Origin of the sequence: Martelella sp. NC20, from assembly GCF_013459645.1 — a bacterium.
Taxonomy (GTDB): Bacteria; Pseudomonadota; Alphaproteobacteria; order Rhizobiales; family Rhizobiaceae; genus Martelella.
Map to the genome: position 1 here is coordinate 1,219,281 of NZ_CP054861.1, position 12,626 is coordinate 1,231,906.

A 12,626-nucleotide genomic window follows, 5' to 3' on the forward strand; every position below is an offset into this window, starting at 1 on the left:
TCCCCTTGATGATGTCCTTATCCCGGCTTCAGAGACCGTCTCGGCGCCAATTAAGTTAAACAGAACGAATCCAAAAGAACGCGCATGCGAGAGGCGTGCGGATCGGCTCAGCCGTGTTCGGTCGCGAGCGCCTCGGCGGCCTCCTTCAGGGCCTGGCGGAAGGCTCTGACGGAGGCCATGGTCTCATGCTCGGCCAGCGTCACGAACCCGACCTGGATCTGCGGCAGCGCGAAACCGGGAATGTCGAGCGCGACCACCTCTCCGCCGGCGATCCGGGTTTCGAGCATGAAACGGGGGGTGAGCGTCAGCACCTGCATTTCGCGGGTGAGGGTGATCAACGAGCCGGGACCGGCGTTCAGTTCCATCATCGGCTGCCGCAGGGCGACGCCGTGGTTGCGCAATTCCTTCTCGAGAGCGATGCGGTTGTTGCTGTCTTCCAGCGGCAGCAGCCAGGCCCAGTCGGCCAGTTCGGCGACATCGATATCGGCTCGCCCCGCCAGCGGGTGGCTCCTGGAGCAGGCAAGCACCAGGTCGGTGCGCGCCAGCGGGTCGTGACGCAGCACCGGCATCACCTTTTTCGGGATATGATCCCAGTCGATCCGCCCGACATAGCAGTCGAGCTGACCGTCCCACAGATTGCGCAACAGGTCGCCGACCACGCCGGTGGAAATGCGGTAGCGGACCGTGCCGTTTTCGGCGTCGAGCGCGCGCAGCGCCATCGGCAGCAGGTTGAAGATCAGCGCCGGATTGGTGCCGATCCTGAGGGTCGGAGACTGGCTGGTCTTCAACTCGGCCAGGAGCTGGTCGAATGACGAAAGCCCCGAACGGGCGCGCTCCAGCGCGACATGGCCGGCCGGCGTCAGCTCGACGCCGCGCACCGAGCGCGCCACCAGTTCGATGCCGAAGGCATATTCGAGGTCCTTGACCATCTGCGAAACGGCGGGCTGGGTCCGGTTGAGGGCCTGGCCGACGGCGCGCAGCGAGCGATGCTCGTCGATCAGTTCGAGGATGCGCAGATGCCTGAGACGCAGGCCATCAAGACGGTTTGGTGTTCTGGCCATAAGAATACCTTATCACATTGAAGAAAGTTTCGACTATTTCTTTTCGCCTTATGGGCGATAGTGCAACCGAGGAGAGTGATGGCCCGGCTTTTGCCGCGGGAACATCGCTATATGGGAGGTGAAATGAGACGCGCCAACATTGTTTCGGGCGTTGTTCTGGTCCTGTTGGGCCTGTTTGCGCTTGCCGTCATCATTCCGAACGGGATCGGGCGCGGGCCGGACGGCATGATGTCGCCCAGCCTCGTGCCGAACATGATGATGGGCGTCGTGGTCGTGCTGTCGGCCTTTCTGGTGTTTTCCAATCTGCGCGCCAAGCCATCGCCGGACGATGACGAATTGCCGATCGCGCGCGGCGAATTGCTGGCGCTCACCAGGATCGGCGCCATCTTCCTGATCTCGATTGCGCTTTTCCTGCTTCTGTCCCCGCTTGCCGGCGGCGTCTTTCTGGTCGCCGCAAGCCTGCTGCTCCTCGGTGAGCGGCGGCCGCTGGTGATCATCGGCATGACGGCCGGGCTGCTGATTGCGGTCTGGCTCCTGTTTTACAAGGTACTCGGGACGGGCATTCTATGAACTATCTGCTTCTGGGTTTTCAGGATGTGCTGCACCCGGCTACGCTGATCTGGGTGGCGCTCGGCGTGTTCATCGGCTATGTCGTGGGCGCTCTGCCGGGGCTTGGCAAGGGCACCGGCGTGGCCGTCGCCATTCCGCTCACCTTCTACCTCTCGCCGCCGGCGGCCATCGGCATGCTGATCGGCATCGCCAAGGGCAGCGGGGCCGGAAGCGCGGTCTCCGCCATCCTTCTCAACACGCCGGGCGAACCGTCCTCGGCGCCGACCGCGCTTGACGGCTATCCGCTGGCGCGTCAGGGAAAGGCGCAGAAGGCGCTGAAGATGGGGCTGTTCGCCTCGGTGATCGGCGATTTCATCTCGACGGTCATTCTGATCCTGCTGGCCGCACCCCTGGCGCGTTATGCGCTGTTGATCGGACCGGTCGAGCTCTGCACGATCCTTCTGTTTTCGCTCACCTTCATCGGCGGACTTTCCGGCACCTCGATGACCAAGGGGCTGATCGCCGGCGCGCTCGGCATCTTCTTCGCGACGATCGGGTTCGAGACCGAGACCTTCGTGCCGCGCATGAGCTTCGGGCTGCTGGAGCTCGATGACGGCATCAAGCTGGTGCCGATGGCGATCGGCATGCTGGCGGTCGCTGAAATGGCGGTGCAGGCGGGCAACATCAAGACGCTCGATTCCGCGACCGGCCACATCCGCGACAGCGACAGGCGCGAGGACCGCGTGATCCTGTGGTCGGAGTGGCGCCGCTGTCTTCCGGTGATCGCGCGCGGAACGCTGATCGGCTCGGTCGTCGGCATCCTGCCGGGCCTCGGCGCCAGCGTCGGCTCGTTCCTGTCCTATGGCGCCACCCGCAAGGCCTCCAAGACGCCGGAAAAATTCGGCAAGGGCATGATCGAGGGCGTGGCGGCGGCCGAAAGCGCGGACAACGCGGTCGTGCCCGCAAGTCTGATCCCGCTTTTCGCGCTCGGCATTCCCGGCAGCGTCATCGCCGCGATCCTGATTGCCGCCTTCATCCTGCATGGGCTGACCCCCGGTCCGCTGATGTTCAAGCAGCAGCCGCGGCTGGTCGCCGACGTCTATGCCGCGATGCTGTGCGCCAGCGTGATCATGCTGGCGATCGGCTATCTCGGCCAGCGGGTGTTCGCCCAGATCATCAAGGCGCCGATGCGGCTGATCATTCCGGGCGTCCTGCTGTTGTGCAGCATCGGCGCCTATATGGAAACCGGCAGCATCTTCTCGATCTATGTGATGCTGGCCTTCGCGCTGGTCGGGTTTTTCGCGCGCAAGCTCGATTTTTCCTTCGTCACGTTTCTGATCGGCTTCGTCATCGGTCCCAATCTTGAGCTGAGCTTCCGCCAGTCGCTGCAATTGCTCGATCACAACGCGCTCAATCTGGCGAAGCACCCGATCGCGCTCGTTTTCCTGATCCTGACCGTGGTCGTCACCTGGTGGATCGGCCATGGCAGCAAGATGGCGACATCGGTCGTCAGGCACGATGCGCATGATTTTTCCGGCCCGGAAGGCCCGGACGATACTGAATTTCACGCAATCAAAAGGGAGGATGAGCGATGAAATCGATTACCAAACGGGGCCTTCTCGGCCTTTTCGGCGGCGCGGCCATCGGCCTTGCCAGCCTTTCGGGGGCGGCTTTTGCGGACGATGCCTATCCCGACAGGCCGATTACCATGCTGGTGGGTTACGGCGCCGGCGGCCAGACCGATCTGGTCGCCCGTGCCGCCGCCCAGGTCATGTCCAACCACCTTGGCCAGCCGATCAATATCGCCAACAAGCCGGGCGCCGGCGGCGCGGTCGCCGCGCGCGAACTGGCGAAGGCCAAGCCCGACGGCTATACCATGCTGTTCCAGTCGAACTCGGTGGTCAATACCTCTCCGTTCATCATGGAGGGCGTCAACTACACGCCGGATGATTTCGAATATGCCGGCATGATCACCACCTATCAGCTCGGCATGGCCACCCAGAAGGACAGCCCGTTCAACACTATGTCCGAATATGTGGCATGGGCGAAGGAAAACCCGGGTTCCAGCTATGGCGCGCTCAGCCCCGAAGCCCGGCTCTACATCGGAGCGCTGATCAGGGACAATGATCTCGACATCAACATCGTGCCGCTGCAGAGCGGCAGCGAGATGATCAATGCGCTGCTCGGCAATCAGGTGGCGCTGGCGTTCTCCGGCGGCCTTCATTATCGCTACCCGGACGAACTGAAGTCGATCTCGGCGCTTACCACCTTCCGCCATCCCTCCGCGCCGGACGTTCTGACGATCGCGGAGGAGGGCTATCCGATGGCGATGGATTCGCGCACCACGCTGTTCCTGCCCAAGGGCACGCCGCGCGCAATCCTCGACCGTCTCGCCGAAGCGCTTGCAGGCGCCGAAACCGATGAGGGCTTCAAGAAGATCACGGCGGCGGCCGACATCCCGATCCAGTACTACGATGTCGATGAGTCCTACGCCGAAATGCGGGAGTCCTACGCGAACAACAAGGCGATCATTGAAAGCGCCGCGAAGGCGGCGCAATAGAGCTAAGCCGGACGACTGCGAACTGCGTCGGCAGGCCCGTCCCCGAAGAAAACGCGTCGCGCATCAGCGCGCGGCGCACTTTTACCAAGACTGGAAAGCCAATATGTTTCAGCCACTCAAGGGCGTCAGGGTGATCGATCTGAGCCAGGTTCTGGCCGGGCCCTATGCCACCTATCAACTGGCCCTGATGGGCGCCGACGTGATCAAGATCGAAAAGCCCGGCGAGGGCGACTGGACCCGCCTTGGCGGCCTGCTGCCGAAGCTTACCGCCCGGCGCATGGCATCGAGCTACCTGACCCAGAACGCCGCCAAGAAATCCGTGACGATCGATCTGAAAAGCCCGAAGGGCCTTGAGGTCGCGAAAAAGCTGATCGCCGGCGCCGATGTCTTCGTCGAGAATTTCAAGCCCGGCGTCGCCGAGCGGCTCGGGCTCGGCTTCGAGACGGTGAAGGCCATCAAGCCCGACATCGTCTATTGTTCGATCTCCGCCTATGGCCAGAACGGGCCGTGGAGCGGCCGGCCGGCCTATGATCATGTCATTCAGGGCATGTGCGGCATCATGCTGACCACCGGAAAACCCGGCGACGGCCCGACCAAGGTCGGCGCGCCCTATATCGACTTCGCCACCGGCATGAACGCCGCGCAGGCGATCATGGCCGGGCTGCTGGAAGTCGGCCGCACCGGCAAGGCCGTTGAGGTCGACGTCGCCATGCTCGATACCGCGCTGATGCTGATGGCCTCGCTGATGACCCAGCATATGACCGCCGGCTGGAAACCGAGCCAGAGCGGCAACGAGGCCTGGAGCGCCAGCCCCTCCTCGGGCGCTTTCGAAACCAGGGATGGCGTGCTGATGCTTGCCGCCAACAACGCGCCGCAGTTCAGGAAGCTCTGCGGCGCGATCGGCCGCGACGACATCCTCGCCGATGACCGCTGGAACACCCCGGCGGCCATCATGGAAAACCGGGCCGCGCTGCGTGAAACGCTGAATGCCACCTTCCTCACCCGCACGGCGGATGAATGGGAGGCTTTGCTGGCTAAGGTCGATGTTCCCGCCGCCAGGGTGCGCAGCCTCGACGAGACCCTTTCGGAAGCGCATATTGCCGAGCGCGGCCTGCTCTCCGAATTCCGGATCGAAGGCCATGACGGGCCGATCCATGTGCCCTCGATGAGTTTCCGCGCCAATGGCGAGGCGGTGACCGCGCAGTCGCCGCCGCCGGAACTCGGCGCCGATACCACAAGCGTGCTACAGGGAATCGGACTGTCGGACGGCGAGATCGCCGAATTGCGCAGCGCCGGCGTGATCTGAGGAAAACCCGCAGTGATCTGAAGGAAAGCGGAGGAAAGACGATGGATGCTATCGGTTGGCCGGGCGAACCCGGCGCTGTCAGGACCGTCCGGATCGACGTTGCAGACGGGGACGCGACATTGCCGCTCGTCTGCCGCTTTCCGGCTGGCGGGCAGGCGAAGGGCTCCGTCGTCTTCTGTCACGGACTTGGCGGCAACGGCGAGGACCATGTGGAACTCTCGGCGTTTCTCGCCGGCCACGGCTATCTCGTCATCCATCCGACCTTTGCCGATGGCGCGGCTGCGGTTGCGGCTGCCGCACACGAACTCGGCTTTGCGCCCGACGCGCCGGAGGTTTCAAGGTGGATCCTGGTTCCGGCGTTGAGGGATCGGCTTTTCGAAGTCCTGCATACGCCGTTCTATTGGCTGGACCGGATCCGGATCGTCACCGCCGTCATGGACAATCTCCCGTCGATAAAGGCGGAAACGATTGGCGCATCGGCCGGGTCCCTGCCGACGGCGATCGCCGGCCATTCCTTCGGCGCCTATGCCTCGCAACTTCTGTCCGGCGCCGAGATCGACGTCCCGGGCGAGTGCGCGCGCAGCTTCCACGACCGGCGGTTTGCGGCCGCTGTGCTGTTGAGCCCCCAGGGTCGCGGCCAGCAGGGCCTGCGCGAGGGGTCCTGGGACGCGATCGAAGGTCCGATGCTGACTGTGACCGGGACCCGCGACGGCGGCGCCAAGGGGCAGGACTGGCGCTGGAAGACCGAGCCGTTTCACCACGCGCCGGCAGGTGACAAATATCTCGCCGTGCTGGATGAGGCCGATCATTTTCTCGGCGGCATGACCCGCAACGACCCGACGCCCGGCAATCCCGCCCAGCGTGAAGCCGTCTCCATGCTCACGCTCGCCTTCCTCGACGCCTGTCTGGTGAATGACCGGCAAGCGCGTGCATGGCTGACGGCGCTGGAGGATCACGTCGCCGGCTGGCCGGCGCAGATCAGTCGGAAGTAGCATTTTCGGGCATCAGGCGAGGCGCTGCCGCGCCCGCCGTGGAGAATGCTTGCGTCGAACGCCATTTTGCGCATGCTTGCAGGCCAATCACGAGGGAGGCAGGCATGAGCATCATCGACGACCCCACCGGCGCCTATATCGGACGCGTCTGGCTTGCAGAGGCTGAGGGTCCCGCGATCGTGACGCTGCGCGATGGCGCGCTCTTCGATATCACCGACAAGGCGGCGCCGCTGGTGCGCGATGTCTGCGAAATGGCGGATCCCGTCGCCTATGTCCGCAACGCCGAAGGCCGGTCTCTCGGTCCGCTCGATGAGATTGCGGCGGTGCGGCCGGGCGACAGCGCGCGGACACATCTGCTGAGCCCGTGCGACCTGCAGGCGATCAAGGCCTGCGGCGTCACCTTCGCGCGCTCCATGGTCGAGCGCGTGATCGAGGAAAAGGCCGCCGGCGATCCCAAAAAGGCGGAAGCCATTCGCGCCCGCATCGGCGAGACGATCGGCGACAGCCTCAGGAACCTCGAAGCGGGCTCGGCGGCGGCGGCGCGGGTCAAGGAGGCGTTGATCGGGGAGGGGCTCTGGAGCCAGTATCTCGAGGTCGGCATCGGCCCGGACGCGGAGGTGTTCTCCAAGGCGCAGGTTCTGTCTTCGGTCGGCCCCGGCGCGGATGTCGGGCTTCATCCGATTTCGAAATGGAACAATCCGGAGCCCGAGATTGTTGTCGCTGTATCTTCGGCCGGCCGCATCGTCGGCGCCACGCTCGGCAACGACGTCAATCTGCGTGACGTCGAGGGACGCTCGGCGCTGCTGCTTGGCAAGGCGAAAGACAATAATGCGTCCGCGGCGATCGGGCCGATGATCCGGCTTTTCGACGCGCGTTTCACGCTCGATGACGTGCGGCGCGCGGAACTGACGCTGACGGTTGAAGGCGAGGACGGCTACACCATGACGGGACACTCCTCGATGTCGGAGATCAGCCGCGATCCGGAGATGCTCGTCCGCCAGACCATCGGTCGTCATCATCAGTATCCCGACGGCCTCATGCTTTACCTCGGAACCCTGTTCGCGCCCACCGAGGATCGTGATGTGAAGGGCGAGGGCTTCACCCACAAGACCGGCGACAGGGTTGCGATCGCGGCTCCGGGGCTTGGCCGGCTCGACAACACCGTTCGTCTCTCGACCGAATGCACGCCGTGGAGCTTCGGCATCCGCGCGCTGATGGCAAATCTCGCTGAACGCGAACTGATCTGAATGGAGAAGACACCGATGACGTTCGAACCACATGGCAGGCATCTGATCGGCGGCGACTGGAAGGAAGCCGCCCGGCGTTTCACGTCACGGCCGGTGACGGGAAAGCCGATCGACTATTACGAGGCCGAGGAGGGGTTGGTGGACGAGGCGGCCAAGGCCGCCGAGGCCGCGTTCTGGGATTATGGCTATACCTCCCGAAAGACCCGCGCCGAATTCCTGAACAAGATCGCCGACGAGATCGAAAAACGCGGTCATGACATCACCCTGATCGGCGCGGCGGAAACCGGCCTGCCGGAAGCGCGGCTCGAAGGCGAGCGTGGGCGCACGACCGGCCAGCTCAGAATGTTCGCGCGTCACATCATGGACGGCGACTATCTCGACCGCAGGCATGACGCGGCCAATCCGGAGGCAACGCCGCCTTCGCCGGATCTGAAGCTCATCCAGCGCCCGATCGGCCCGGTGGCGGTGTTCGGCGCCTCCAATTTCCCGCTTGCCTTTTCGACGGCCGGCGGAGACACCGCATCGGCCCTTGCCGCCGGTTGCCCGGTGGTCGTCAAGAGTCATCCGGCCCATCCCGGCACCGGCGAGATCGTGGCCGAGGCGATTGCCGCGGCGGCGGAAAAATGCGGCATTCATCCGGGCGTGTTCTCCCTGCTGCAGGGCGCCTCGCATGAAGCCGGCGCGATGCTCGTGACCCATCCGCTGATCAAGGCGGTCGGCTTCACCGGTTCGCTTGCCGGCGGGCGGGCGCTGTTCGACCTTTGCGCCCGTCGCGATGAACCGATCCCGTTCTTCGGCGAGCTTGGCTCGGTCAATCCCAACTTCCTGTTGCCGGATGCGGTTGCCAATCGCGGTTCCGACATCGCCAGGGCCTGGGCTGCATCGCTGACCATGGGCGTTGGCCAGTTCTGCACCAATCCGGGCCTGATGGTGACGCTGTCGGGCCCCGAGGCCGATCGGTTCGCCGACGAGGCGACAGCGGAACTGGCGCGGATCGGCGCGGCCACGATGCTGACCGAGGGGATCGCAGAGGCTTTCCGCAAGGGCAGCGCCGCGATTGCCGATGCAAGCGGCGTGGAAACGCTGATCAAGGCGGAGGCGAATGACCGCAAGGCGGCGCCGGCGCTCTACAAGGTCTCCGCCGCGGCATTCCTCGAAAATCCGTCGCTCGCCCATGAAGTGTTCGGCCCGCTCGGCGTCATTGTCATGGCGTCCAATGCCCAGGAAATGCGCGCGGTTGCCGAGCGGCTGGAGGGTCAGCTCACCTGTACCCTGCATATGGATCAAGACGATGCCGAGTTCGCCCGCTCGCTGATCCCGGTGCTGGAACGCAAGGCCGGCCGACTGCTCGCCAACGGTTTTTCAACCGGGGTCGCGGTCAGCGACGCCATGGTCCATGGCGGCCCCTATCCGGCGACCACCAATTTCGGAGGAACCTCGGTCGGCACCATGGCGATACGGCGTTTCCTGCGCCCGGTCTGCTATCAGAACATGCCGGCGGCGCTGTTGCCGGAGGATTTGAGGCACATCGGATAGGGCAGGTCCGGCAAGCAGCGGCCGGACTATGTGGAAGGCTTTGCCGGCGCGGCGACATCCATGGCGGCGGTCGCGTTGCCCTGCGATTGCAGTTGCTCGCGCCGGCCGGCAAGCTTGTTTCGCCATAATCCAGCGATATGCGAAATGCGGAATTGCGGAGCGGCCGCGATCTCGGGCGGTGCCTTGCGCCACTGGTCCAGCCGGCCGGCCATGGCGGCGATGTCGCTGGTGTCGATGCACTGGCCGCCGCCCAGGATCTCATGATTGGTGGCGAGCCGCTCGTCGGCGAGCACCGGCGTGCCGACCGCGTTCGCCTCGGCAAGCGGCAGGCTGAACGGCAGGCAATGGCGCGTCTGCGGATAGAAAACGCAGAGCGACCGGCGCATCCGTTCAATCATCCGGCGATGATCGAGCCGGCCAAGGAAGGTGACGCCGGCCGGCGCCCTGCTGTCGGGCCAGACAATATCGCCGGCTTCGCAGATATCGAGTTTCAGATCAGGCCGTTCGCGCCGCAGCAGTTCGAATTTCTCGATGATTTCCGAAAGCCCCTTCAGCGGCGTGCCGGGGAAGAACAGCCGGCTCATGTCGCGCGGGGTGGCGTCGGGCACGAGGTCGTCATCGACCGGATTGTAGATCGTGCTGATCTTCGGCAGCGTGCGGTTCTCCGCGCTCAGGAAATCGCGCACATGGCGCGCATGGACATTTGAGACGCAGACGATCTCGATATCGGCCTCGGCAAGCGCCTCGCCCATGCGGCGGTTGTGCCGGCCTGGGTTGGAATGAAGCCTGAGAAAGATCGGGCAATGGGGATTGAGCTTGCGCGCCTTCAGCGCCGATTTCCACGAACTGATCACCGCGATCGCCTGAACGCCGGCGAGATCGTCCGCCCGCATCGAACCGATCGGGCGGTAAAAGCCGCAGGAATCGCGATCGATGTCGATGCGGCCGTTCTGGTAGAAATGAAACCGGAATTTCTTGCCATGGGCTCTGGCAACGCGCATGGCGACCGATTCCGCACCGCTGAGCGTCCCGGCTTCAAGTGTGCCAAGCGTGTAGGGCGAAAGGCAGTAAGGATCGATAATGGCGATGGCGGCGGTCATTATATGACCTCCTTGCGCCAGTCCGGCAGCAGTTTTGACATCAGAAATTTCCTCGTTCGCGGCATCTACCTGAACCATTCTGACGAAGCGCGCATTAAACTGGTTACAAATAGGTGAAAATTGCGATGAAAGTGCGAAGGTCCCGGATAAAGTGCGCTGCGACCGGTCATTGCCCTTGCTGCCATCGTTTCGGCATAATTGCTGTGGCAGTCAGCTTGCCATCACATTCGCCCTGCCGGGAGATTTTGCAAAGATGAACGCGCACACGAAAAGCTGCCTGGTCCAGAAGCTCTCGCATTATGCCGAACTCGAGGACGCCTCGCTTGAAGGTCTTGCCCGGCTCGAACGCGAGGAAAAGGACTTCGCCAGGAATGACGAGGTCTATCAGGAGGGCGACCGCAATATTCACCTTTATGTGGTTAAAAAGGGCTGGCTCTACAGCTATGCCGACCTGAAGGACGGCCGCCGGCAGATCGTGGAGATCCATCATCCGGGCGACATTGTCGGTTTTCCCGACATCGCCTTCACCGAACGCACGACGGTGCTGAGGGCCGCCGAAGACGTGCGCCTGTGCCCGTTTCCGAAAAAGGACCTCGACGACGTGTTCATGCGCGCGCCCCAGCTTGCCGCGCTGCTGTTTGCGCTCGCGGTGCGCAACCAGGTGATCATGATCGATTTCCTGCGCGCCATCGGCCGCATGAGCGCGCGCGAACGGATCGCCTATCTGCTGCTCGATCTTCAGGCCCGGCTTCGCATAGCCAACACATCGATGACGACGACCTTCCGCCTGCCGCTGAAACAGACCGAACTCTCCGATGTCCTCGGGCTGACCAATGTCTATGTCAGCCGCAGCTTCACCGCGCTCGAAAAGGACGGCCTTATCCGCCGCTCCAACGGGTCGGTGGAAATTCTGGAAGAGCAACGGATGAAGCGCATCTGCGACTTCTCCGACCGCCACACCAATCTCGACACATCATGGTTTCCCAAGAGCGCGCCGGCCGAGGCGTGATCACGCATATGTCTATGATTTTAAATGATTAAGTCTGATTGACTCGATTTAAGTTAATCATGCGGAATCCTATTCCCCGGCGACGGCTTCCAGCGTGAGCGAACGGCTGCCCATTTCCTGGGAGCGGCCGGCGAGGTCGAGCACCTGCTGCAGTTCCGCGCCGCGCAGGAAGGTCGGGTCGGCCGGGGCCTCGCCGCGAATGGCGGCGATGAAGCGCTGGTAGATCGAGGCCACCGGCGGGCATTCGATATCGCTCCACTCTTCCTTCAGCAGCGCATCCGGACCGATAGCGGCGCGCAGATGGCTGACGCCGCGCTCGAACAGCACCTGCAGCCCGCCCTTGTCGCCGTAAATCCTGAGGCGGAGGTCATTGTGGTGGCCGGAGGCGAAGCGCGAGGCGGTGATCGTGCCGATCGCGCCATTGGCCAGATCCATATGCATGACGAAACTGTCATTGGCATCGAGCGTATAGTCGCCGATCCGGTCGTCCGGCGCCTTGTGGAACACGGCCGTGCGGCAGGAGACCGAATGCGGCGCGGAACCGGCGGCAAACGTGGCGAAATCGACGATGTGGATGCCGACATCGCCGAGCGCGCCTTTCGAGCCATGCGCCGTGGAAAGCCGCCACAGCCAGCCGGGCTCGGTTCGCCAATCGCCCCATGCCGCCTGCGTCAGCCAGCTTTGCAGGTAGGATGCCTCGAAGTGGCGCACGGCGCCGATCGCGCCTTCGGCGATCATATCCGCGGCCTTTTGCAGGGCCGCGACATTGCGATAGCTGAGATTGATCATGTTGACGATGCCGGCGGCCTCGGCGGCCGAGGCCATTTCGGAGGCAAAGGCGTAGTCGGTGCTCAGCGGCTTTTCGCAAAGCACATGCTTGCCGCTGGCAATCAGCGGCATGGTCGTGGCATAATGCAGACCGTCGGGCGTCACCACCGAGGCGGCGTCGAAATCGCATCGCTCGATCGCCTCGGCAAGCGTGGCGTAGCGGCCCTCGATCCCGTGCCTGTCGCAAAATGCAGCGAGCACATCGGTGCGAGGATCGACGCCCGCCACGACGCTCACGCCGGGGATGTCGGCATAGGCTTCGGCGTGGGTGCGTCCCATGCCGCCGGTGCCGACCAGCAGCACCCGTACCGGTTTCTTGGTCTCGCTCATCGGGATGTCTCCGTGGTTGAGCATTCGCGGGCAGGTGAAAACGCCTGAGCTCTGCGAAAATGTATCAGAAAAACAAATAGATGGAATGGAGTGGAGAGGCGCTTCGGC

General features: G+C 63.7%; 11 protein-coding genes. 8 read left to right on the forward strand and 3 right to left on the reverse strand.

Going from position 1 to position 12,626, the window contains the following annotated elements; genetic code table 11:
• Window positions 1-107 precede the first annotated feature (107 nt).
• Window positions 108-1,061 (reverse strand): LysR family transcriptional regulator, encoded by a 954-nt coding sequence (locus tag HQ843_RS05895; protein WP_180899392.1) that lies wholly within the window; start codon window positions 1,059-1,061, stop codon window positions 108-110.
• A 123-nt stretch (window positions 1,062-1,184) separates the two neighbouring features.
• Here HQ843_RS05895 and HQ843_RS05900 point away from each other — a divergent pair, with 123 nt between their 5' ends.
• The 7 genes from HQ843_RS05900 to HQ843_RS05930 all read left to right on the forward strand — a co-directional run bounded on the left by HQ843_RS05900 (window position 1,185) and on the right by HQ843_RS05930 (window position 9,251).
• On the forward strand, window positions 1,185-1,631 hold the full coding sequence (locus HQ843_RS05900) for a tripartite tricarboxylate transporter TctB family protein (RefSeq protein WP_180899391.1): 447 nt from the start codon (window positions 1,185-1,187) through the stop codon (window positions 1,629-1,631).
• Entirely contained in the window at window positions 1,628-3,205 is a 1,578-nt protein-coding gene (locus HQ843_RS05905) for a tripartite tricarboxylate transporter permease (protein ID WP_180899390.1), read from the forward strand. Before HQ843_RS05900 ends, HQ843_RS05905 begins: the two co-directional genes overlap by 4 nt.
• Window positions 3,202-4,170, forward strand: a complete 969-nt coding sequence (locus HQ843_RS05910) for a Bug family tripartite tricarboxylate transporter substrate binding protein (protein WP_180899389.1) — start codon at window positions 3,202-3,204, stop codon at window positions 4,168-4,170. The genes HQ843_RS05905 and HQ843_RS05910 overlap by 4 nt, the downstream gene beginning before the upstream one ends.
• A gap of 103 nt (window positions 4,171-4,273) precedes the next feature.
• A complete protein-coding gene (locus HQ843_RS05915; RefSeq protein WP_180899388.1) occupies window positions 4,274-5,476 on the forward strand; it encodes a CaiB/BaiF CoA transferase family protein in 1,203 nt (400 codons plus the stop codon).
• A gap of 41 nt (window positions 5,477-5,517) precedes the next feature.
• Entirely contained in the window at window positions 5,518-6,468 is a 951-nt protein-coding gene (locus HQ843_RS05920; protein ID WP_180899387.1) for an alpha/beta hydrolase family protein, read from the forward strand.
• 104 nt (window positions 6,469-6,572) lie between these two features.
• Window positions 6,573-7,715, forward strand: coding sequence for a fumarylacetoacetate hydrolase family protein (locus tag HQ843_RS05925; protein WP_180899386.1), 1,143 nt, complete (start codon window positions 6,573-6,575; stop codon window positions 7,713-7,715).
• A 15-nt stretch (window positions 7,716-7,730) separates the two neighbouring features.
• A complete protein-coding gene (locus HQ843_RS05930) occupies window positions 7,731-9,251 on the forward strand; it encodes an aldehyde dehydrogenase (NADP(+)) (protein ID WP_180899385.1) in 1,521 nt (506 codons plus the stop codon).
• Window positions 9,252-9,277: 26 nt separating this feature from the next.
• On the opposite strand, the gene HQ843_RS05935 is transcribed toward HQ843_RS05930, so the two are convergent.
• Window positions 9,278-10,351 (reverse strand): glycosyltransferase, encoded by a 1,074-nt coding sequence (locus HQ843_RS05935; protein ID WP_180899384.1) that lies wholly within the window; start codon window positions 10,349-10,351, stop codon window positions 9,278-9,280.
• 253 nt (window positions 10,352-10,604) lie between these two features.
• On the opposite strand from HQ843_RS05935, the gene HQ843_RS05940 reads away from it, so the two are divergent.
• The gene (locus HQ843_RS05940) at window positions 10,605-11,360 is read left to right on the forward strand and encodes a Crp/Fnr family transcriptional regulator (RefSeq protein ID WP_180899383.1); all 756 of its coding nucleotides are present in this window, start codon (window positions 10,605-10,607) and stop codon (window positions 11,358-11,360) included.
• 69 nt (window positions 11,361-11,429) lie between these two features.
• On the opposite strand, the gene HQ843_RS05945 is transcribed toward HQ843_RS05940, so the two are convergent.
• On the reverse strand, window positions 11,430-12,518 hold the full coding sequence (locus tag HQ843_RS05945) for a Gfo/Idh/MocA family protein (protein WP_180899382.1): 1,089 nt from the start codon (window positions 12,516-12,518) through the stop codon (window positions 11,430-11,432).
• Window positions 12,519-12,626 lie beyond the last annotated feature (108 nt).

Bases quoted from the DNA above. Each gene is read 5' to 3' on its own strand.
- HQ843_RS05905 (WP_180899390.1), top strand. From the start codon at position 1,628: ATGAACTATCTGCTTCTGGGTTTTCAGGATGTGCTGCACCCGGCTACG.
- HQ843_RS05940 (WP_180899383.1), top strand. From the start codon at position 10,605: ATGAACGCGCACACGAAAAGCTGCCTGGTCCAGAAGCTCTCGCATTAT.
- HQ843_RS05900 (WP_180899391.1), top strand. From the start codon at position 1,185: ATGAGACGCGCCAACATTGTTTCGGGCGTTGTTCTGGTCCTGTTGGGC.
- HQ843_RS05930 (WP_180899385.1), top strand. From the start codon at position 7,731: ATGACGTTCGAACCACATGGCAGGCATCTGATCGGCGGCGACTGGAAG.
- HQ843_RS05920 (WP_180899387.1), top strand. From the start codon at position 5,518: ATGGATGCTATCGGTTGGCCGGGCGAACCCGGCGCTGTCAGGACCGTC.
- HQ843_RS05910 (WP_180899389.1), top strand. From the start codon at position 3,202: ATGAAATCGATTACCAAACGGGGCCTTCTCGGCCTTTTCGGCGGCGCG.
- HQ843_RS05935 (WP_180899384.1), bottom strand. From the start codon at position 10,351: ATGACCGCCGCCATCGCCATTATCGATCCTTACTGCCTTTCGCCCTAC.
- HQ843_RS05925 (WP_180899386.1), top strand. From the start codon at position 6,573: ATGAGCATCATCGACGACCCCACCGGCGCCTATATCGGACGCGTCTGG.
- HQ843_RS05945 (WP_180899382.1), bottom strand. From the start codon at position 12,518: ATGAGCGAGACCAAGAAACCGGTACGGGTGCTGCTGGTCGGCACCGGC.
- HQ843_RS05915 (WP_180899388.1), top strand. From the start codon at position 4,274: ATGTTTCAGCCACTCAAGGGCGTCAGGGTGATCGATCTGAGCCAGGTT.
- HQ843_RS05895 (WP_180899392.1), bottom strand. From the start codon at position 1,061: ATGGCCAGAACACCAAACCGTCTTGATGGCCTGCGTCTCAGGCATCTG.